This window comes from Streptomyces sp. NPDC048644, assembly GCF_043199105.1.
GTDB lineage: Bacteria > Actinomycetota > Actinomycetes > Streptomycetales > Streptomycetaceae > Streptomyces.
In genome coordinates this window covers 223,280-244,037 of sequence record NZ_JBICVO010000011.1, presented here as the reverse complement: position 1 = coordinate 244,037, position 20,758 = coordinate 223,280, and the positions used below count along the sequence as shown (strand labels likewise).

At 72.2% G+C, this 20,758-nt stretch carries 16 protein-coding genes and 1 pseudogene; 11 read left to right on the top strand and 6 right to left on the bottom strand.

Features of this window, described 5'->3' with window-relative positions; all coding sequences use genetic code 11:
- Positions 1 to 92 precede the first annotated feature (92 nt).
- The gene (locus ACGFNI_RS25035) at positions 93 to 989 is read left to right on the top strand and encodes a zinc metalloprotease (RefSeq protein WP_393686872.1); all 897 of its coding nucleotides are present in this window, start codon (positions 93 to 95) and stop codon (positions 987 to 989) included.
- A gap of 208 nt (positions 990 to 1,197) precedes the next feature.
- The gene (locus tag ACGFNI_RS25030) at positions 1,198 to 1,521 is read left to right on the top strand and encodes a hypothetical protein (RefSeq protein ID WP_393686894.1); all 324 of its coding nucleotides are present in this window, start codon (positions 1,198 to 1,200) and stop codon (positions 1,519 to 1,521) included.
- Here ACGFNI_RS25030 and ACGFNI_RS25025 read toward each other — a convergent pair.
- From ACGFNI_RS25025 to ACGFNI_RS25005, 5 genes and pseudogenes are all read right to left on the bottom strand, one after another.
- Complete coding sequence (locus ACGFNI_RS25025; protein ID WP_393686871.1) at positions 1,518 to 2,438, bottom strand: hypothetical protein; 921 nt, start codon at positions 2,436 to 2,438, stop codon at positions 1,518 to 1,520. The genes ACGFNI_RS25030 and ACGFNI_RS25025 overlap by 4 nt on opposite strands.
- Before the next feature lie 89 nt (positions 2,439 to 2,527).
- Positions 2,528 to 4,450, bottom strand: a complete 1,923-nt coding sequence (locus tag ACGFNI_RS25020) for a helix-turn-helix domain-containing protein (RefSeq protein ID WP_393686870.1) — start codon at positions 4,448 to 4,450, stop codon at positions 2,528 to 2,530.
- Between the two features lie 13 nt (positions 4,451 to 4,463).
- The gene (locus ACGFNI_RS25015; RefSeq protein ID WP_393686869.1) at positions 4,464 to 5,846 is read right to left on the bottom strand and encodes an MFS transporter; all 1,383 of its coding nucleotides are present in this window, start codon (positions 5,844 to 5,846) and stop codon (positions 4,464 to 4,466) included.
- A gap of 60 nt (positions 5,847 to 5,906) precedes the next feature.
- Positions 5,907 to 6,650, bottom strand: coding sequence for a 3-hydroxybutyrate dehydrogenase (locus tag ACGFNI_RS25010; protein ID WP_393686868.1), 744 nt, complete (start codon positions 6,648 to 6,650; stop codon positions 5,907 to 5,909).
- Between the two features lie 255 nt (positions 6,651 to 6,905).
- Positions 6,906 to 7,937: pseudogene (locus ACGFNI_RS25005) on the bottom strand (alpha/beta hydrolase family esterase); the annotation flags it as partial.
- A gap of 375 nt (positions 7,938 to 8,312) precedes the next feature.
- Here ACGFNI_RS25005 and ACGFNI_RS25000 point away from each other — a divergent pair.
- Positions 8,313 to 9,641 carry a hypothetical protein gene (locus ACGFNI_RS25000; RefSeq protein WP_393686867.1) on the top strand — a complete coding sequence of 443 codons (1,329 nt, stop codon included), beginning with the start codon at positions 8,313 to 8,315 and terminating at the stop codon, positions 9,639 to 9,641.
- Positions 9,642 to 10,104: 463 nt separating this feature from the next.
- Here the strand turns inward: ACGFNI_RS25000 and ACGFNI_RS24995 are convergent, their stop codons facing one another.
- Positions 10,105 to 11,277 carry a hypothetical protein gene (locus ACGFNI_RS24995; protein WP_393686866.1) on the bottom strand — a complete coding sequence of 391 codons (1,173 nt, stop codon included), beginning with the start codon at positions 11,275 to 11,277 and terminating at the stop codon, positions 10,105 to 10,107.
- Between the two features lie 471 nt (positions 11,278 to 11,748).
- On the opposite strand from ACGFNI_RS24995, the gene ACGFNI_RS24990 reads away from it, so the two are divergent.
- The 8 genes from ACGFNI_RS24990 (at position 11,749) to ACGFNI_RS24955 (ending at position 20,724) form a co-directional block, all read left to right on the top strand.
- Entirely contained in the window at positions 11,749 to 13,116 is a 1,368-nt protein-coding gene (locus tag ACGFNI_RS24990) for a hypothetical protein (protein ID WP_393686865.1), read from the top strand.
- A 256-nt stretch (positions 13,117 to 13,372) separates the two neighbouring features.
- Complete coding sequence (locus tag ACGFNI_RS24985) at positions 13,373 to 14,311, top strand: acyltransferase domain-containing protein (RefSeq protein WP_393686864.1); 939 nt, start codon at positions 13,373 to 13,375, stop codon at positions 14,309 to 14,311.
- A complete protein-coding gene (locus tag ACGFNI_RS24980) occupies positions 14,283 to 16,148 on the top strand; it encodes an acyl-CoA dehydrogenase (RefSeq protein ID WP_393686863.1) in 1,866 nt (621 codons plus the stop codon). Before ACGFNI_RS24985 ends, ACGFNI_RS24980 begins: the two co-directional genes overlap by 29 nt.
- A 14-nt stretch (positions 16,149 to 16,162) precedes the next feature.
- The gene (locus ACGFNI_RS24975) at positions 16,163 to 17,212 is read left to right on the top strand and encodes a 3-oxoacyl-ACP synthase III family protein (protein ID WP_393686862.1); all 1,050 of its coding nucleotides are present in this window, start codon (positions 16,163 to 16,165) and stop codon (positions 17,210 to 17,212) included.
- Positions 17,213 to 17,251: 39 nt separating this feature from the next.
- Positions 17,252 to 18,094: an SDR family NAD(P)-dependent oxidoreductase gene (locus tag ACGFNI_RS24970; RefSeq protein WP_393686861.1), complete on the top strand. Its 843-nt coding sequence runs from the start codon at positions 17,252 to 17,254 to the stop codon at positions 18,092 to 18,094.
- A 28-nt stretch (positions 18,095 to 18,122) separates the two neighbouring features.
- Positions 18,123 to 19,235 carry a beta-ketoacyl-ACP synthase III gene (locus ACGFNI_RS24965; protein WP_393686860.1) on the top strand — a complete coding sequence of 371 codons (1,113 nt, stop codon included), beginning with the start codon at positions 18,123 to 18,125 and terminating at the stop codon, positions 19,233 to 19,235.
- On the top strand, positions 19,208 to 19,474 hold the full coding sequence (locus tag ACGFNI_RS24960) for an acyl carrier protein (protein ID WP_393686859.1): 267 nt from the start codon (positions 19,208 to 19,210) through the stop codon (positions 19,472 to 19,474). Before ACGFNI_RS24965 ends, ACGFNI_RS24960 begins: the two co-directional genes overlap by 28 nt.
- On the top strand, positions 19,471 to 20,724 hold the full coding sequence (locus ACGFNI_RS24955; protein WP_393686858.1) for a beta-ketoacyl-[acyl-carrier-protein] synthase family protein: 1,254 nt from the start codon (positions 19,471 to 19,473) through the stop codon (positions 20,722 to 20,724). Before ACGFNI_RS24960 ends, ACGFNI_RS24955 begins: the two co-directional genes overlap by 4 nt.
- Positions 20,725 to 20,758: the final 34 nt, after the last annotated feature.

Here is a 20,758-nt window from a genome sequence, read left to right as displayed (position 1 = left end):
CGGCCACAGCCGCGCCCCGCGGCCAAACCTGGAGGTGCGATATGTCAGAGAATGATGCGGCCACCACTCCTATCCGCCGAGGGTGCGGCACCATGCCGGTGCACCATCTGCTGATGGCCGATGACCCGGCGTACGCCGCGAACCGTGTCCAGATCGAGAACCAGGCCTTCGCCTACGAGATCGGCGCCGAGACAACGGAACGCGTCGGCTTGACCCGCATCCCGGTCGTGGTGCACGTGGTGTTCAACACCGCCGCACAGAACATCGGCGAGGACCAGGTCACCAGCCAGATCGACGTACTGAACCGGGACTTCCGGGCTCTCAATCCGGACATCGACAGGGTTCCCGAGGTCTGGAAACCGCTCGTGGCCGACAGTCGCATCGAGTTCCACCTCGCCACGCAGGACCCACAAGGGCAGCCCACCGACGGCATCACCCGCACACAGACACAGAACACGCAATTCAACATACGGACCAACGCCGCCAAACACGCGTCGAGCGGCGGCCACGACGCCTGGCCCGACGACCGGTACCTCAACCTCTGGGTCTGCCCGCGCATCTTCGACCCCAGGGACTCCAACGAGATACTCGGCTACGCCCAGTTCCCGGGTGGTCCCGCGGATACGGACGGCGTGGTCATCGGCCACCGGTTCTTCGGTACGACCGGCACCGCCTCCGCCCCCTTCAACGGCGGGCGCACAGCCACCCACGAGGTGGGTCACTGGCTCAACCTGCTGCACATCTGGGGCGACGACGACAACGGCTGCAACGGCAGCGACCTCGTCGCGGACACCCCGAACGCCGGCGGCCCCAACTTCCAGACCCCGGCCTTCCCCCGGCTGTCGTGCAGCAACGGCCCGGACGGCGACATGTTCGTCAACTACATGGACTACACCGACGACAAGTCCATGTTCATGTTCACCCGGGGCCAGGTAGCCCGCATGGAGGCCACCCTCGACAGCGCCAGGTCGTCCTTCAACGGCACCTGAGGGGTGGGGAGTTCAGACCGTTCGACGGCAGAGGGGGCCATCGCGGAGGCGGTGCGGTACGCGGTCTTCGCGATCTTGTCAGGAGGTAGCGCCCGGTTGGCGGGAAGCCCGGTGCCGCGCGTAAATCGCGTTGTGGGTCCAGGCATGCGGCCATAAGGTCATCGGCATGTCTGTACGTCTTCGTATGCGTCAAGCACTGCCGGAAGCGATGCGCGCCCGCGACAAGGCGGCGGTGAGTGCCCTGCGCACCACGCTCGCCGCGCTGGACAACGCCGAGGCGGTGCCCGTGGACGAAGCCGGACTCCGCGGCGCGGCCCTGGAACAGTCGCCGGTCGGCGCCGGCGCCACCGAAGCGGCGCGGCGTGAGCTGAGCGAGCGCCGTGTGGTGGAGGTCGTGCGCACCGAAGCCGCCGAACGGCTGGAGGCGGCAGCGCAGTTGACAGCCCCCGCGCATGCTGCCCGAGCCGCGCAGCTGCGCGCGGAGGCCGCCGTGCTGCTTCAGTTCCTCGACGGTACCGGCCTCGGCGCCTAGGGAGAGGTGGACACCCCTGGCGGTGCGGGGTCGGGGCTGATGATGAACTCCTCAGGCCAGACCGTGAGCTGAATGTCGCTGCCCCCGGCGCTGATCACGTCGTGCATGTTGCCGAATTCGCCCCGGTCCAGGAGGAAGAGCGGGTCGTCGCGGTGCACCTTGTCGGCGCGCAACCAGGCATCGAACGCGGTGAAGTCGGTGGCCCCGGCCGCGAAGTAGGGCACGAGCCGCCGGAACAGCTTGGGCCACATCACCAGCTGCCGTAGTGCGTCGAGGTTCGCGACGGTGGCCTTGCCGTTCGGGTCGGCCGTCGAGTTTCGCCACAGCCCGGCCTTCGCCGCCCGCGCCGCCCGCGACTTCCCTGCCAGGTGGATGCGCAGCGCGACGGGCAGGGTCGCGTAGAACGCCGGGTAGGCCAGCCCCTCCGTCATCAGCGTCGCGTTGGGCGATGCGTCCACCCGGGCTTCTTCCAGGAACACGTCCGCCCCGTCCGGCTCGACGGGGTCGCCGGGAAAGACGAACCCGATCAGCCGCCCGTTGGCGTCGATCCCATTGGAGAGCACATAGCCGCGAAGGCTGTCCTGATCGGCTGCCTCGACCTTGTTCGGGTGGTCCTCGAAGAAGGTGACGCCGGTGAACCCCAGCAACGCCAGCAACCTTTCGCGGGCGGCGTTCGCGCCGACCAGCTCCTGGTGAGTCCCACCGAAGTGCGTCTCCAGCGCGTCGATCGCCTCAAGACGCACCGAGATGCCTCTTGCGTTGATGTCCGGCGGCATCCCCGACGGCCGGGGCAGCCCCTCGACCAGGGCGGGCGAGTCCGGTCTGAACTTGACCGTGTCACCGTCCGGCTCCGGTCCCTGCCGGGGCAGGTCGGGATAACGGATGACGAATAGGCCACGCAACAGCGTGTAACTCATGTTGTCTCTCCCACCGACGGTTACCCGGAACGTAACCCAGAGGGAGCGAGTACGCACTTTGTGCCACCATGCCACAGGCCGCTGACAGGTCAACGGGGAGTGCGCCGTTGGACGAGGCGGTGCAGGCGCAGGGCGACTTGGATTTCCAGGGCTCTGCTGGGGGTGTTCCAGTCAGGGCCGAGGAGTTGTGTGACGCGGTCGAGACGCTGCACCACGGTGTTGACGTGGACGTGCAGGGCATCTTTGGATCGGGCGAGGCTGGCGCCGTGGTCGTAGTAGGCGTCGAGCGTGCGGACGAGTTCGGTGCCGCGTTGGGCGTCGTAGCCGATCACCGGGCCCAGGACGCGGTCCACGTATCCGGCGATGTCCGCCCGCTCGCCCAAGAGGACGCCCAGGAAGCCCAGTTCGGCCGGGCTCGCTCCCTCACCGGCGCGGCCGAGCGTTTCCAGGGCTCCGAGGCAGCGGTGCGCCTCGTCGTAGATGTCGGGGAGGCGTTCGGCCCCTGTGGTGGGGCCCGCCGCCCCGATGGTGACGGGAGTGCCGAGGCCGCGGGTGAGTTCCTGGGCCAGGTCATGAGCGAGTGATCCCGGGTCCGCGGTGGGGGCGAGCAGGACGGTGTGCCCGTTGCGCGTCCCGGCCAGGCCGCCGAGCGTGCGGGCACGGCGTGCTGCTTCGGCCAGCAGACGTGATCGCAGATCAGGGGCGCAATTGGCGACGAGGATCGCGTGGTGCTGGGTGAGGTTGATGCCCAGTTTCCTTGCGCGCAGCGCCATGCTGCCGGTGTCGCGGAATCCTCCGGAGGGCGGCACGGTGAGCAGGTCGTCGAGGAGTTCGCCGCGTACCCGGTCCTCAGCCTCGGCCACGGATCGGCGCAGAAGCAGCAGGAGCGCGGTGACCAGGGCGGCGCGTTCGAACAGGCGGCGGTCGTCGGCGGTGAGGCCGGCCCGGCCGGTGAGCAGCAGGCTGCCGAGGAGTTCGGGGCCTGCCAGGACCGCGCAGACCCAGGTGCCGTCTACGGGGACGGCCCGCCCGCCGGTGCGGGAGGCTTCGATCCCCTGCTCGGGCGGGGTCAGGGGGGCGGTGCCCACGCGGGCGAGTTCGGTGCCGTCCGCGTCATGGAGGGCCAGGCCGCCGTCGAGGAGGGCGGCGATCTCGCGTGCGACGTCGTCGACATCGCCCCCGGTGAGGACCAGATCGGTGAGCCGGTCGTGGGTGTCGGCCGCGCGGGCCATGGCTTCGCTGTGCGCGCGGGCCTTCTCGTTCGCCGCGTTCAGTTCGACGAGCGCCGAGCGGGTCTCTTCCAGGAGGCGTGCGCCGTCGATCGCGACTGCGGCGTGGTCGGCGAGCGAGGCGAGCAGGGCTATGGCGTCGGGAGTGAACTCGCGCGGCGTCCGGTCGGAGGCGAACAGGACGCCGATGACCTGTGAGCCGACCCGCAGCGGGACGCCGAGGATGCCGCGCAGTCCTTCTTCGTCCACGCCTTCGTCGATGCTGCCGGTGTGTGTGAAGCGGAAATCGGTGCGGTAGTCGGTGCTGGCGTAGGGGCGGGCGGTCTGTGCGACGAGGCCGCCGAGCCCCTCCCCCATGGCCAGGCGCAGTTGCTGGAACTTGGCGGAGACCGAGCCGACGGTGACCCGCATGACCGTGTCCCCCACCCCGAAGTCGATCAGGGTGAGGTAGGCGATGTCGGTGCCCAGCAGGGTACGGGCCCGCTGCACGATGGCCCGCAGCACGGAGTCCAGGTCGCGCAGTGCGGCCAAGTCGCTTGCGGTGTCGAACAGTGCGGCGAGTTCCGCTTCTCGTCTCCGGCGCTGGGCCAGGGTCCGGTGGATGTCCAGTGCGACCCGGGTGGCGTCGTCGATCGCGCGCTGTTCCTGCGCGTTCGCCCCGGCGGCGCGTGCCCGGTCGGCGGTCTTGGCCAGCTGCTCGGCCGACGCGTCGGCGGTCAGCAGGTCGAGCAGTTCCCTGAGTGCCGCTGTCGCCGCGCCCGCGGGTTCGTTCACGGTGGTCATGGCGGCGGTCCCTTCAGCGACGGCCGGCGCGGACGACCGGTGCTTCGTGCCCGCTCGGCGGCGTGACGGAGCGGGTCAGGTCGCGGCCTCGGGTCTCCTTGATGACGGCGACGGTGACGGTGGTGATCACTGCGGCGGCACAAAGGTACAGCGCGATGGGGGTCGGGGACGCGAAATCCTTCAAGAGTTCGACCGCGATGATAGGCGCGAGGGCACCGGCGACGATCGAAGCGAGCTGCGATCCCATGGAGGCGCCCGAGTAGCGGACCTTGGTGTCGAACATTTCCGAGATGAAGGCGGCCTGCGGGCCGTACATGGCGCCGTGCAGCAGCAGCCCCGCGGTCACCGCCAGGGTGATCACGGCGAACGACTCCGTGTCGACCAGGGAGAAGAAGACGAACGCCCAGGCGGCCATCCCGACCGAGCCGATCAGGGTCACGGGCTTGCGGCCGAGCCGGTCGGAGAGTGCCCCCCACAGGGGGATGGTGACGAAGTGGACGGCCGAGCCGATCAGGACGGCGTTCAGCGCGGTGCTCTTGGGGAGTTCCAGGTGGCTGGTGACGTAGACCAGGATGAAGGAGGTGAGGATGTAGTACGAGATGTTCTCGCCGAACCGGGTGCCGATGGCGCCGAGCACCTCGCGCCAGCTGCGGCGGAAGACCTCGACGACCGGCGGCTTCTCCTGGACCCCTCGGGCGGCGTCCTCCTCGGCCTCGGCCTGTGCGGCGAGGAAGACCGGGGACTCGGACACCGAGACACGGATCCACAGCCCGATCACGACCAGGACGCCGGAGAGCAGGAAGGGAATGCGCCAGCCCCAGGAGTGGAACGCGTCATCGGACTGCACGGCGGCCAGCAGCGCGAGGACACCGGTGGCGAGAAGGTTGCCGCCCGGAGCGCCTGCCTGCGGCCAAGAGGCCCAGAAACCACGGTGCCTGTCGCCGCCGTGCTCGGAGACGATCAGTACGGAGCCGCCCCATTCGCCGCCCAGCGCGAAGCCCTGGATGAGGCGCAACACCGTGAGCAGGATCGGGGCGCCGACGCCGAAGGTGCCGTAGGTGGGCAGCAGGCCCATGGCGAAGGTGGCTCCACCCATCATCATCAGGCTGAGCACGAGCAGTCTCTTGCGGCCGATCCTGTCGCCGAAGTGTCCGAAGACCACGCCGCCGAGCGGCCGGGCGGCGAAGCCGATCGCGTAGGTGATGAAGGCGATCATTGTGCCCACCAGCGGGTCGCTGGAGGGGAAGAAGAGGTCGTTGAACACCAACGCGGCGGCAGAACTGTAGAGGAAGAAGTCGTACCACTCGATGGTGGTGCCGATCAGGCTCGCGCTGACGATCCGGGCGATGCCGCCGGAGCGGCGCGCGCCCGGCTGGGCGGACGTGGTCTCGGTCATTCGGTCACCGGCTTCTCGCATACGGACAAGGGCAAAGGGTGAAGTGGCGGACGGCGCAGGTCAGTTGGCGCCCCAGCCGCCGTCAATGGGCAGCGAGGCACCGGTGATGCAGCCGCTGTGGTCCGTGCACAGCCACAGCGCGGCGGAGGCGACCTCTTCCGCCTCCAGCAGGCGCTTGATGGGCGAGCGGGTCAGCAGTACGTCGCTCAGTACGTCTTCCGGGCTGATTCCGTGTGCGGCGGCCTGGTCGCGGATCTGGTGCTCGACCAGGGGGGTGCGGACATAGCCGGGGTTGATGCAGTTGCTGGTCACCCCGTACGGGGCGCCTTCGATCGCGGCCACCTTGCTCAGCCCTTCCAGGGCGTGTTTGGCGGCGACGTACGCCGCCTTGTAGGCGCTGGCCCGCAGTCCGTGGACGCTGGAGACGTTGATCACCCGCCCCCAGCCCTGTGTGTACATGTGCGGCAGGCTGCGGCGCATCAACAGGAACGGTGCCGTGACCATCACCTGCTGGATGAGGGCGAACCGCTCGGGCGGGAAGTCCGTCAGCGGCGCGACGTGCTGGAGTCCGGCGTTGTTGACCAGGATGTCGACTCCGGTCGGCAGGGCGTCGATCGCGGTCTGGTCGGCCAGGTCGACGACGTGCGCTTTGGCCCCGATGTCGGCCGCGACCGCCCTGGCAGCCGCGGCGTCCCGGTCCACGACGTGCACGGTGGCGCCGACCGCCGCCAGCGCCACGGCGCACGCCTTGCCGATACCGCTGCCGCCACCGGTGACCAAGGCGGACCTGGACGTCAGATCCACGCCTGCCCCCAGGGAGGCACGACGGGGAAGAGAAGGATTCTTGCGCGTCATGGCCGGAAACATTAGGGACGCCGCCTTGCCACACCTATGTCTGTGACCGCCACAAAGGGTGTTGGACCTATGGCGCATGCGGCTATGGGACGGGAGGCCCGGACGGTCCATGGGCGGGGGCGGTGGCCGCAGTTGGCCGGCACAGGTCGATGCCGGTGTACGACGACGCCCTGCCTGACCTGGCGCTCAGCGCCAGGTCGCGCCGGATCCCCCCAGGCCGAAGAACCGCGTGATCCAGTAGCTGGAGCAGATCGAATCCAGGAAATAGGCGGCACCCGTGCTGCCGCACTGTTCGCCGCCGCTGCCCGGGTCGACCGGGGTGCCGTGCCCGATGCCCGGAACGCGGTTCACCTCGACGGCCACCGAGCCGTCCGCAGCCAGGTACTCCTCGTGCCGGGTGGCGTTCGGGCCGATTTCCGAAGTGCGGCTCGGCGTCTGGGAGATGCCGTGCACGGCCGTCCACTGGTCACGCAGTTCGTCCGCGTTGCGCGGTGCGACCGTGGTGTCCTTGTCGCCGTGCCAGATGGCCACGCGCGGCCGGGCGCCCGTCCAGGAGGGGAACGCGTCCCTGACGCTCCGGGCCCACTGCTCCGGAGTCCGGTCGGTACCGGGATTCATGCACGTGTAGGCGCTGATGACGTCGTCGGCGCAGCCGTAGGGCAGACCGGCGATGACGGCACCCGCGTGAAAGACGTCCGGATACGCGGCGAGCATCACCGACGTCATGCCGCCCCCCGCGGACAGACCGGTGACATAGGTCCGCTGTGCGTCCGTACCGTAGGCGGCGACGGTGTGAGCGGCCATCTGCTGGATCGAGGCGGCTTCGCCCTGGCCTCTGCGGTTGTCGCCGGGCTGGAACCAGTTGAAGCACTTGTTCATGTTGTTCGCGGACGTGGTTTCCGCGAACACGAGCAAGAAGCCGTCGCGGTCGGCGAGTTGGGGCAGGCCGGAGTGGTCGGCGTAGGTCCGGGCGTCCTGAGTGCACCCGTGCAGCGCGAACACCACCGCCGGCTTCGCGGGCAGAGACTCGGGCCGGTACACGTACATGTTCAACCGGCCCGGATTGTCACCGAAGCCGGTGACCTGCGTCAGGCCGGCCGACGCGTGGGCGGCCTGCGCCGGGCCGGCCACGGCCCCTGCCAGGACGAGGGCGGCGACGGCGGCGAAGCGGGACAGCAAGCCACGCCAGGTGCGCCCCGCGAGACGCGGCAGCGGGTGGACGGGCGGTGACTGCATGGCAGCTCCTTCGGTGTCATGTGGGGGGACACCGGGGCGCTCCCCTGGCGTGGATCAGCGGGAGTTGCCCGGTGCCCCGCACCGTAGAGGCGGTTCGGCGCGCGGCGGTATGGCGTGGAGCGCCACACCCGGCAGGGGGCGATGTGCCACCCGCATGGGTTGTGTCAGCTGTCGACGTCTGCTACCCGAAGTCGCGTCGCAGACTCGTCCCGGAGTGCGATCCGCACGGCCCTTTTCGGCTGCTCCGTTGGCCAAATGGCTTTGCTCAAGGGCGAGTTGACGCGATGACTCAGCAGCATGCGCCCCGCCGGTGGCAGCATGCGCAGCGGACGCGAACCACTACTCACCGCTATCGCGAATCTCGCAGGGGGCCAGATGGCACGGGGTACGAACCCGGACTTCGCCAACACGCTGACGATGCTGCACGCCGACGTCATGCACACGGGCAAGGAGCTACGGGACGCTCTCGACAAGGGCGTCGAGAAGCTGGAGGCGAGCGGGCAGAGCGCCCAGCAGGACACGGCCAGGACCGTGGTCGACGAACTCGGCCGGATGCGCGCCAACCTCCGTGAGGCGAGGGACCGGCTGTCCACCGGCGCCGACATGCTGAACACGGAAGTCCGCCAGGCCGTCTCCCAGCTACAGGCCGAGATGCGCGACCTCCGGCAGGCCGTCGAGAACATCGCCCCGGCCGCTCGGACACCACTTGCCGCCGCGGGTACTCCGGAACCGGCGCCCCCGTACCGGCCCGCCGGCCACGATGCGCCAGGGCCCGCATCCGACCTCAACACCCCGCCGGGGCCGGACCCGTTGGCCACCGCCACGGAGCACGACGACCGTCCGGCGGTATCCGTCGGCGCCACGATCCCGGCGCAGCGCGACAGCGGCGACGGCACGTCCCCTGAGGCCCCCGTGGTGTCGGTTGACCTGATCCGGCAGGCCGTCCGCGACGCCGTCGCCGAAGAACTCGCCTCGCTCCGCTTCCTCCTGACGGAGAAGACGGATGCGCAGGGCGAGGCGGCTGCCGCCGTCCGCGATGACGTGCTGGTGCAGTTGCGCCAGGTGGCCGGGGAGCTGCGTGGGCAGTTGGACGCGGTCCGCAGGGGGACGGGTGCCGAGCTCGCCGCTCTGCGCGATGAGGTTGTCGCGCTGCGGGCCGGACTGGAGCAGCTGCGGCCTGCCGACGGCGGGACGGTGGCCGTCGAGGTGAGTACGGAGCACAGCGAGCTGCTGAGGCAGGCGGCCAGGGTCTCGTCCGCCGACCTGCTGTGCCACCGCGACGTCTGGGAGTTCCTCACCGCGCACGCGGGGCGGCACCGGCATTTCCGGGTGCCGCCGCAGGTCGCCGGCGAGGGCCAGGAGCGGATCCGGGCCGCCGTTTCCGGACGCTCCCTGATCGCCCTGCTGATCAGCCTGCACTCCGTCGGTCACACGGCCGGCGACGGCGACGGCGACCAGGAGCTGGCCGCCACCCTCTACGAGCGGATCCGGTCCAGCCTGACCGGCCTCTCCCCGCACGGCCGGCCGGTCACCATCACCCTGGACGACCGCGCCTGGGACGACCGCTCCGCCCCTGCTGACGATGCGGCCCCCGACGATGTCCAGGCGCCGCTCGCGGGCTCCGCGGAAGCGGGCGGCGACCAGGAGGAAGAGCGTCGGGCGGAGCCGCCTGACGGGCGCACCGGCGGCGACGAGATCCCGTAAGCGGGTCGGCAGCGCCCTGTCGCCGGTCGCGGCTGGCGCCAGGGCGCTGCCTTCAGCCGCCGAAGGAGGGACGGTCGCTTCAGGTGCTGATCACCTCACGAGGACCACGGAGTTGACCGGTGCCATGTCGCCCGGCCCGTACTCACCCACGCCACGGACCACGGCGCCGCACGTTCCGGTGCCCCGGTCGTCCCGTGCGTGTGTGGGCCGTGGCCTGCGAGGGCGGGAAGAGGGCGGCCGGGCGGGCGGCTTCGTGCTTATGGGTGAAGAGTGTGGTGGGCGGGGCGCGCCCAGAGGGAAAGCTGAGCCGTCTGACCGACTTATTCCTTTATGACCGATCCCGTAGACATGGCGATGGTGCTGCTGGGTGGCTTTCCCGCGGTGCCGGTGGAAGGCAGCGGGGAGGAGTGCCGCTCGGCGACCGCGCGGGGCGACGGCTCCCGAGGGAAGGAGCCGGCCGGGCTCACCGCACGGTCGCCCGCAGACACTCCCGGAAGTCCCTGACGTGCGGGGTGCTTTGGTAGGGCTGGAGACGGCGGGCGAGACGCGGCAGCATGCCGTGGGCGGAGCCGGCGGCCAACTGCCGGTGGTGGCGCAGGGCCTGGAAGGAGTGGTCCACCGCCCCGTCGATCTCGTGCAGGGCGAGCAGGGTGTGCGCGAGCCGGGCGTGCAGCAGGGCGCGGGCCTTGTGGTGGTCGGCGGGCCGGCAGGCCAGGGAGTTCTCCAGCTCGACCAGGGCCGACTTGTGCTCACCCAGGCGCGAGAGCACCTCGGCCCGTTGGTAGCGCAGGGCGGTCTCCGGATAGCTGGTGAAGGGGCCTTCGGGGCCTTGGGTGCGCGCCAGGTGCTGCTCGGCGGCGAGCAGGTCAGCGGCTGCCTCGCGGTGTTGGCCTGCAGCGGCCCGTACCACCGCGCGCCCGGCATGGAGGAAGGCACGGACGGCGTGGGGCACTGCGGCTCCGGCGAGATCGACGGCCTCATCGCTCAGGGCCACGGCCCGGTGGTGGTCGCCCAGTTGGTGTGTCTGCACGCTCAGACAGCGCAGGATGATCGTGTAGGAGGCGGCCTCCCCGGCGGCGTGTGCCAGGCCGAGGGCGATGTCGTAGTAGTGCCGGGCGAGCGCCGGGTGGCCGGTCTCGTCGGTGCGTCCTGCGAGCAGGAGGGTGAGCTGGGCGGCGCAGGTGAGCAGGGAGCGGCGGTCCGCGGGGTGGGCCGACGGCGCGATCAGCAGCGGCGCCACGTCCGTGGCGAGAAACCCTGCCAGCGCCGAACGGCCGTGGGCGCCGCCGTACCGCTCCCCCATGAGAGCGGTGCGGTACGCCATCGCCTCCAGACGGGCCGGGGCGGCGGCGGATGCCCGGGGCGTGCGCGGGTCGGCCGGGGTGGGTTCCGGGGGCCGGGCGTCCCACCTGGTGAACGTCGGCGGCGGGGTGGCGCGTACGGCTCGCGCGAGGGCTGCCCGTCGGGCGGGATCGGCGTCGGCGTGGCAGAGGGCTGCCAGGCGGTGGGCCGGGTCGCTGCCGCGCAGCGCGGCGCTCAGTGCCGCGGGGTCGGGGGCGGCCCGCTCGGCGCCCGGAGCGTTGCCGGCCCGGGAGACGTCGGTGGCGGTCCGGTCGGCCTCTGCCGACCGGACCACTGGCATACGGTTGGGGTGGCGCGGAGGCGTCATGGGCTGTCTTCCTCGCTCACTGGTCAGGCCGGATAACCTCAGTGAGCACTTGGTGTCACGGCAGCGACTTTCAACACTTTCACGCTTCCCGCTGCGATCAGATGTTCCACCCAGGCTCGATTCATGGTTCCTTTGGTGCACGGCCCTTGTCTACGGATGAACGGTTCGCAAGGGTGCCTCTCGGCCACCACAAGGCCGCATCGGAGGAATGCGCAGGCACCGTCACGAAGCGGCGAAGGCGGGCACACATCCAACAGAACCCAGCAGCAACGGCATTCCCAGTAACGGACAACACTCTCCATGGACTTCCTTCGTCACGTCAGATTCTCCCGTTTCCTCTCTCCTCCCGTCGCTCTCCGTGCGGCAGAGGACATCATGTCGAATGCCGCGGGCCTGATCGTCGGGCCGGAATCCGCGCCTCGGCGGCGGGAGCCGTAAGTGGCGCCGTCCCGTCGCCGGAACGAGAAGTTGCGGGGCCTGCTCACCGAGGCCCGCTGGCCGCAGGCCGCGCTGGCACGTGCGGTCAACGCCCTCGCCGCGGAAATCGATCTCGACCTGAATTACGACCGAACGGCCGTCGCCCACTGGCTCAGTGGGACGCGCCCGGTGCCCCCGGTACCGGATCTGATAGCCGAGGCGTTCACCCGCCGCCTGGGCCGCGCGGTCTCCCCTGCCGCCACCGGGCTCGACGGTGAGGCCGTCGGCCCCGCGGCCGGCCGGCTCCCCGGGTTCAACACGCCGATAGGGACCGTGCTCACCGAGCTGTGCGGCATGGAGAACGACCCGGCGCGCCGGGCCGCCACCCGGCTCTTGCCGTACCGGGAGGCGGAGTTGGCGCAGTTGGCCCGGTCCACGGCCTTGGCGCCGGCCCCGGGGACGCCGCACGTCACCTACGACGCCGACGACGAACTCGGCGCCGTCCGGCTCGCGGTGCGGTTCTTCTCCACCTCCTTCGACGCGCACGGCGGGCAGCGGGCACGCACGGCACTCGCCGCGTACCTCGCGGATGACATCGCGCCGTTGCTGCGCGAGCAGGACGACGGCGCACCGCGCCGCGGGCTGTTGGTGGAGGCGTCCAGGCTGTCGTTCCTGCTGGCGCGGATGCACCAGGACACCGCCGTCCACGGGCTCGCGCAGCAGCACTTCGGCACCGCGCTGCGGCTCGCGGACGAGTCCGGGGACGCGATGGCCCGTGCCGTCGTGCTGCGCGGGCTGAGCGCTCAGGGGCTCACGCTGGGGCACCGGCAGAGCGCGCTGCACGCGGCCGAGGCGGCGGCTGCCGCAACCCGCAGGGCGCCCGATGGCCCGGCCAGGGCGTTTCTGCTGTCCCAGCTGGCGGTGGCGCAGGCGGCCTGCGGACGGCACAGGTCGGCGCGTGCGTCGATGGCAGGCGCCGAGGACGCACTGGCCAAGGGTGCCGGTGCCGGCACGGCTGAGCCCTTCACCACGTACTCGCCGGGTTCCCTGGAATTCCAGCGGTCGGAGGTACTCCGGTACACGGGCGACCTGTCGGCCGCGCGCACCGCGCTGACCAACTCCCTGGCGCGCCGGCCGGGGGCTGACCACCGGGGAATGGCGCTCAGCCACGCCCAGCTCGCGGAAATCCTCGTCGGGCTCGGGCACGTGGAAGAAGCCTGTACCGCCTGGAATTCCTTTCTCGATCACCACGCCCAGCTGCGCTCGGGCTCGGCGGATCAGGCAGCGGACCGTATGCGGCAACTCCTGACGCCGTTCCGTAAACTCCAGGCGGCGAACGCGGTGTTGCACCGGGCATTCCCCGTGGCGTCACCCTCCGCACCCTCCTGAGACGGGTCCGCGGTCTGCGGTTTCACGCCCTTCAACAGTCCCGTCCGTGAATCCACGGGCATGACACCGGCAGCCGATGTTGAATGGCACGACATCGACCGGAAACCGCCGGAAATGAGGTGCGGAAATGCGTGGCCGAACCGTGGTCACCCCTGTGAATGACGACCTTGCACCGCCGCAGATCGTCCATGTCTTTCCGGGGCAGGGGGATTTCGCAATAAGCCCGTTGGTACGGGCACTTCGGGAACATGCCGGCGTGCGAAATGGCGTGCGCGAGGTATTCGAAGAAACCGAGGAGGTGGGCGCCGCATTCGGTATCCCGCCCCTGACAAAGGAATTACTGGGCGAGGATCCGCCCAGTGGAAGGACGCTGGCGGCCGGACCGCTCGGGACGCCGCAACTGGCCCTGTACTGCTCATCGATGGCGGTGCACCGCGCCCTGTGCTCCGCCGGGTTCGGCCCCGACCAGGTGCTCGGGGTGAGCTTCGGGGAGATCGCCGCCCTCACCGCGGCCGGGGTTTTCACGCTCACCGAAGGCGCCCGGATCGCGTGCCTGCTGGCACGTCAACTCGCCCGCTGCGAAGGGGGGATGACGGTGCTCGACGCCGGGGAGGACGCCACGCGGGAGCTGCTGCGCGCCTCCTGTCGCACGGATCTGGCGGTGGCGTGCGTGAACGGCCCCGGGGAGACCGTCGTCAGCGGCCCGCTGCCGGACCTGCGGGCGCTGGAGGAGCTGGCCGGGCGGCGCGGCGTCACGGCGTCCCGGCTGCGGCTGCCGTTCGCCTCCCACCACCCCTCGCTGACCGGGCCGGCGGATGCCTTCGCCGCCGCGATCGGGCCGCTCGCCGCGCATCAGGCCCGGCTGCCGGTCCTCTCCGCGGTCCGCGGCGGCCCCTACGGCCCCGGGGACGACGTCCGCCGGGGGCTGGCCGACTGCCTGGTCCACCCCGTGCGGATGCCACCGGTACTCCGTCGGGCAGCCGCCGGCCGCGCCGTGTTCGTCGAGGCGGGCACCGGCCGGGCGCTGACCCGCAACATCCGGCAGATCCTGCCGCCCGGCACGGCCACCGCACACGCGCCGCTCGCCGAGCCCGCCTTCCCCTGGCCGCCGCCCCGATCCGGATCGGCCAACCACCCCTCGCCCAGCGCACTTTGGAGCCATCACGATGATCACCCGTACCGCGCCGCCCGGTGAACTGGCCGACCTCATCGGCGGTTCCCCCTCCGGCACCGCCCTGCGCGACCGTTTGCTGACCGCCCTGGCCGCCGACCGCACACCGTCGGCCGACGGCACCGATGACCGCGCCCGCCACGTGCACCGGCGGCTGCGGCTGCTCGCCGGCAACCTGCCGCCGGTGGCCGAGCTGCTCCGCGATCCGGAGCAGCTGGCGGTGCTCAGCGAGTGCGCGGCGCTCGTCGAGCCTCCCCTCTACATGGCCGTCATCAACCACTACGTCCTGTGCCTGAGGTCCGTCGTGGCCCTGACCGACGACCCGGCGGGGATCGGCGCACCGTGGCGCGCCCTGGCCACCGGCCGCACCAAGGGCCTGTTCCTGCTGACCGAGATCGGGGACGCCAGCAGCCAGCTCGGTATCCGGACCACCGCCCGGTTCGACCCGGCCACCGGGGAGTTCGTGCTGAGCACGCCGTCGGCCGGCGCGGCGAAGTTCTCCGGCGTCGGCGGGTCAGGCGTGCCGCAGACCGCCGTGGTGTGCGCCCGCCTCCAGGCCGGCGGGAGCGACCGCGGGGTGTTCTCGTTCGTCGTGGAACTCACCGACGACGCGGGCCCGCTGCCCGGTGTGACGGTCTCCCCCACCGTCGAGGCGCCTTCGCTGCCGCTGGATTACGCGCTGGTGCGGTTCGACGGCGTCCGGGTGCCGTACCGGCAGTGGCTGCGCGACGGGGCGCGCATCGACGCGGACGACGCCTTCCACGATCCGCTCGGCGGTCCGGACGCCCGGCTGGCGCGGACCCTGTCCGTCGGCCAGACCCTGTGGGCGACGCTGCCGTCGGCGGTCGCCGCCGTGGCCCGCCAGTGTTCCGTGCAGGCACTGCGCTTCTCCGTGCACCGCCGGGCGCACGGCCGGCTGGCGCCAGGCGCCCGCCTGCTGGACCTGCGCAACCAGCAGCACGCCCTGCTCGGGGCGCTGGCCGAATCGTTCGCGCTGACCTGCGCCGGGCGGAGCGCGCAGGACCTGTGGGCCCGCCGGCCCGCCGCCGACGACCGCTGCGCCTTTGGGCCGCGCACCGAGGGGATGACCTTCTCGCCGTGGACCGCGGTGGACCGGCCGCTGGCGGTTCTCAAGGCGGTCACGGTACGCGGCGCCGTCCGGGTGGCCGGTGAGTGCCAGCATCGCTGCGGGCTCGCCGGTTTCCTCGGCCCCAACGGGCTCGACGGCTACCGCCGTTGCACCCACGTCTTCGAAACCGCGGGCGGCGACAGCCAGTTGATCCTGATGGACGCCGGGCGGACACTCGCCCAGGAGAAGGACGGGGGACAGCCGGCCGGGCCGCTGCCCGACGTGCCCGCTGACCGTTCCGGGTGGTGGCCCGCGGTCGCCCGCGCCCAGGAGGCGCGGTTGCAGAGCGACCTGCACCGGACCGTCCGGCGGCGCACCCGGACCGTCCGGCAGCGCTCCCAGGCCGGCCGGACGGGCCTTGGACTGTGGAACCCGCTGCTGGCCGCGGCCCACGACCTCGGCGAGGCGTACGGCACCCGGCTGGTCGCGGACGCGGTGGCCGCCACCGTCGCATCCGTCCGCGATCCCGAACTCCGCTTCGTCGCCGAGGCGTTGGCGACGCTGTACGGCGCCGTGGAGGCGCGCCGGTCGGCCGGCGGGCTGCTGGCGACGGGCACGCTCGCGCCGGCCGCCGTCCGCGCCCTTCCCGAGGTGATCGACGGCCTCTGCGACCGGCTGCTGCCCCATCTGCCCCTGCTGTGCGAGGCGATGGGCGCACCGCAGGACGCCGTCCCGGCGCCGTTGGGCGCCGACGACTATGCCGCCGCCCTGCACGCCCGTCTCGCCCGGTGACCGGAAAGGCCGTCATGAGTTCCCGCCCCTCCCCCGCCCCGCACATCGGAGTTCTGGGCACCGGCAGCTACCTGCCGCACGGCACCCGCAGCAACGCGGACGTCGCCGCCGCGGCCGGCGTCACCCCGGAGTGGATCGACCGGCGCACCGGGGTCCGCACCCGGCACATCGCCGCCCCCGAACAGGCCGCTTCCGACCTGGCGGCGGACGCGGTCCGCGCCGCGGTGGCCGCCGCCGGCATCGACATCGACCAGCTCGACGTGCTGATCGCCGCCACCTCCACCCCGGACGAACTCGGCCCCTCCACCGCCTGCCGCGTCCAGGCGCTGACCGGAGCCCGCAACGCGGTCGCCCTCGACGTCAGCGCGGCCTGCGCCGGCTGGTTGTTCGCCGCCAAGGTCGCGCACGACTGGCTGCGCGGCAGCGGCGGCGCCCGCTACGCAGCGGTGGTCGGCGTGGAGGCGTACTCGAAGTTCCTCGACCCCACCGACCGGGCCACGGCTGTGCTCTTCGCGGACGGCGCAGCCGCCACGGTGCTGGGGCCCGTCCCGGACGGCGCCGGCTTCAGCGACTTCCACCTCGGCTCGGACGGCACCGGCGCGCACCACGTGCTCATCCCCGCCGGCGGCAGCCGCGCCCCGGCAGGACCCGCCACCCTCGACGCACGCGGGCACCACATCCACATGGACGGCCGCGCGGTGCGGGACTTCATCGCCGACGTCTTCCCCCGGCTCGTGCGCGAGACCCTGAACCGCAACGACCTGTGCCTGACCGACATCGACGCGTTCATCACCCATCAGCCCAACCCCGCCCTGCTGCGCGGTCTGGGCGAGCACATCGGCATCCCGGACGGGCGGCTGGTCATCGTCGGCGACGAGGTCGGCAACATCGGTGCCGCCAGCGCCCCGTACGCCCTGGCCAGGGCCGCCGCCGGCGGACAGCTGCCGCGCGGCGGCCGGATCCTGCTGGCCGTCTTCGGCGCCGGGGTGACCTGGGGCAGCGCCCTGCTGACCTGGACCGGTACACCCGCCATCCGCGTGGCGCCGCTGCACACCCGCGCGTGAGCGCCCCCTCCCCCACCCCCGTACGCAAAGGAGTTCCGCATGACGACGAACCGTGACCCGTTCCGGCTTGACGGTGCCCGCGCTCTGGTCACCGGCGCGTCCCGGGGCATCGGCAAGGCCACCGCGCTGGCGCTCGCCCGTGCCGGTGCCGACCTGGCGCTGTCCGCGCGCAGCCGGGGCGCGCTCAAGGAGACCGCCGCGCTGGTGGAGGACGAGGGGCGCCCCGCGGTGCTCGTCCCCGGTGACCTCGCCGCGTCGAGCGCCGCCGAGAGGGTGGTGGACGAGGCGGCGACCGCGCTCGGCGGCCTCGACGTCGTGGTCCACAACGCCGGTGTGCTGCCCGCCCAGGAGGACGGCACCCCCACCTTGGTCCCGCTCCAGGAATCCGACCAGGCCGACTGGGACCACGTGCTGGCGGTCAACCTCAACGCCACCGCGGCACTGTGCCGGCGTGCCCACACCCACCTCATCGGCTCGTCGCGGGCCAGTGTGGTGCTGACGTCCTCGCTGGCCGGCGTGGTCGGCGCCCCGCGGATGGAGGCGTACGGCGCCTCCAAAGCGGCGCAGATCGCGCTGGCCCGCAGCCTGGCGGTGGGCTGGGCGCGCCAGGGCATCCGGGTCAACGCCCTGTGCCCCGGCTGGACCCGGACGGACATGACGTCCTTCGCCCATTCCCTGGCACCCCTGTCGGACTGGCTGACCGCACACGTTCCGCTGGGCCGCTGGGCGGAGCCGGACGAAGTCGCCCACGCCGCGCTGTTCCTCGCCTCGCCGGCCGCGTCCTACCTGACCGGGCAGGCGCTGGTGCTCGACGGCGGGGTCTGTGTCCCCGACGGCGGCTTGGCCGGCATCGCCAAGCCACCCTCCCCGTTCCCCGCCTGACCGTCCCGCGCACCGAGGAGCGTCCCTCATGACAAAGGTGATCCCCCCAGCCGTGATCGTCGGCCTGGGCAGTTGCCTGCCGCCGCGGGTACTGACCAACGACGACGTGCGGCGCCGCGGTGTCCTGGACACCAGCGACGCGTGGATCCGTTCCCGCACCGGAATAGCCAGGCGCCGGGCGGCCGATGACGACATCAGCACCGGCGACCTCGCGGTGGCCGCCGGCCGGGCCGCACAGGAGTCCGCCGCGGCCCGCGCGGACCTGGTGCTGGTCGCCACCACCACCCCCGACCGGCGCTGCCCGGCGACCGCGCCCGAGGTCGCGGACCGGCTGGGCCTCGGCACCGTGCCCGCCTTCGACCTGGCCGCGGTCTGCTCCGGCTTCCTCTACGGCCTGGTCGTGGCCACCGCCCTGGTCCGCACCGGGGTCTGCGCCAGGCCGCTGGTGATCGGCGCCGATACCTACTCCCGGATCGTCGACCCGTTGGACCGGGACACCGCGGTGATCTTCGGGGACGGCGCCGGCGCGGTGCTGCTGCGGGCCGGCGACCGCGCCGAACCCGGCGCACTCGCCGGCACCGACTGGGGCGCCGACGGCACCGGCGCCGACCTCATCGCGATCACCGCGGGCGGCGCACGGCAGCCCGATCCCGCGCACCGGATGAGCCGCGAGGAGCGCTATTTCCGGATGCGCGGCCGAGAGGTCTACGGGCAGGCGGTGCGCCGGATGACCGATTCCTCGCGCGCCGTGCTGGCGAAGGCCGGCTGGCGACCGGCCTCGGTCGGGGCGTTCATCGGCCACCAGGCCAACCAGCGCATCCTCGACTCGGTCGCCGACCGGGTCGGGATCCCGCCGCGACACCGCTACGGCAATCTCCGCGACGTCGGCAACACCGCCGCCGCTTCCGTCCCCCTGGCCCTCGCCGACACCGCGGCCCACCGCCGGATCCCACCCGGCACCCCCACCCTTCTGACCGCCTTCGGCGGCGGACTGACCTGGGCATCGGCCGCCATGACCTGGCCCAAGGCCCGCCCCTGCGACCACCCGCCACAACCCCGCACCGCCGACTCCACCACCTCTCCCACCACCCGACCCACGCGGAGGAACCCCTCATGGCCGCTGTCTACGACCACCTCGTGACCGTCCTCACCGACAAGTTCGAGGTGGACGCCGAGGTAATCCGCCCCGAAATGACCCTCACCGAGCTGGAGTTGGACTCCCTCGCCGTCGTCGAGCTGTACGTCACCCTCCAGGAACGCTGGGGCGTGCCGCTGGCGGATGACGACTCCGCCGCCGAGCTGACCGTGGCGCAGGTGGCGCGGGCCGTGACGGCTCAACTGCCCGCCGCCGACGCCGAACACGACGGAGCGCCGCGGTGAGCGCTCCCGGCGACGGCGCGGGGCTCGCGGTCACCGGAATCGGCCTGGTCACCCCGGCCGGTTCCGGCACCGCCGCCACCTGGGAAGGGGTCTGCGCAGGCCGGGGCACCGCAGCACCCGATCCCGAACTCGCCGGCCTGCCCGTCGCGTTCTCCTGCCGTGTCCCCGGCTTCGACCCGCGCGACCGGGTGCCGGGCCCCCGGCCCTGGCAGCACGACCGCGCCACGCAGTTCGCGCTGGCCGCCGCCCACGAGGCGGTCACCGCAGCAGAGTTGGGCCCGGCCGCCCGGGACGCCGCCCGGATCGCGGTGGTCCTGGGCTCGGCGGCCGGCGGCGTGGGCACCTACGAGGACCAGTTCCGCAAGTTCACCGACAGCGGCCCGCAGGCCGTCTCCCCGCTCACCCTCCCCGCCTTCCTCCCCAACATGGCGGCCGGGCAGGTGGCCATCGCACTCGGCGCCAGGGGCCCGGTCCTGCACACCTCGACGGCCTGCGCGTCGGGCGCGTCCGCGGTGGCCCTGGCGGCGCTCCTGCTCTCCTCCGGGGCCTGCGACGTCGCGGTGGCAGGCGGTACGGACGCCATGGTCACCCCGCTGTGCGCGACCGCGTTCGCGCGGATGAAGGCGCTCTCCCGACGCCGGGACGCACCCGCCCGCGCCTCCCGGCCGTTCGACGCCGACCGGGACGGCTTCGTACTCGGCGAGGGCGCCGGCGTGCTCGTCCTGGAGCGCGCCGCGGACGCCGCGGCCCGCCGGGCACCGGTCCAGGCCCACCTGGCCGGCTACGGCATCGCCGCCGACGCCCACCACCCGGTGGCCCCCGACCCCGAGTGCCGGGGCCTGCGCCTGGCGACGGCGGAGGCCCTGCGCTCGGCCGGCGCCACGGCGTCCGACGTCGCCCACATCAACGCCCACGGCACCAGCACACCGCTCAACGACCGTACGGAGGCGACCGCGCTGGCCCAGCTGTTCGGCCCCGACGGGCCCTCGGTGACCTCGGTGACCTCGGCCAAGGGCGTACTCGGCCACACCATGGGCGCCTCCGGAGCGATCGAGGCAGCACTCACCGCCCTGACCGTCAAGCACGGCCACGCCCCGCCCACCGCCAACTTCCAACGCCCCGACCCCGACTCCCCCACCCTCGACCTGGTCACCGACGCACCCCGCACCCAGACCATCCCCCTGGCCCTGAGCAACTCCCTGGGATTCGGGGGCCATGTGACAGTGCTCGCCTTCCGGCCTGGCACCTGACGGGACGGCGGACTCGGCGTCGCCCTACGGTCCA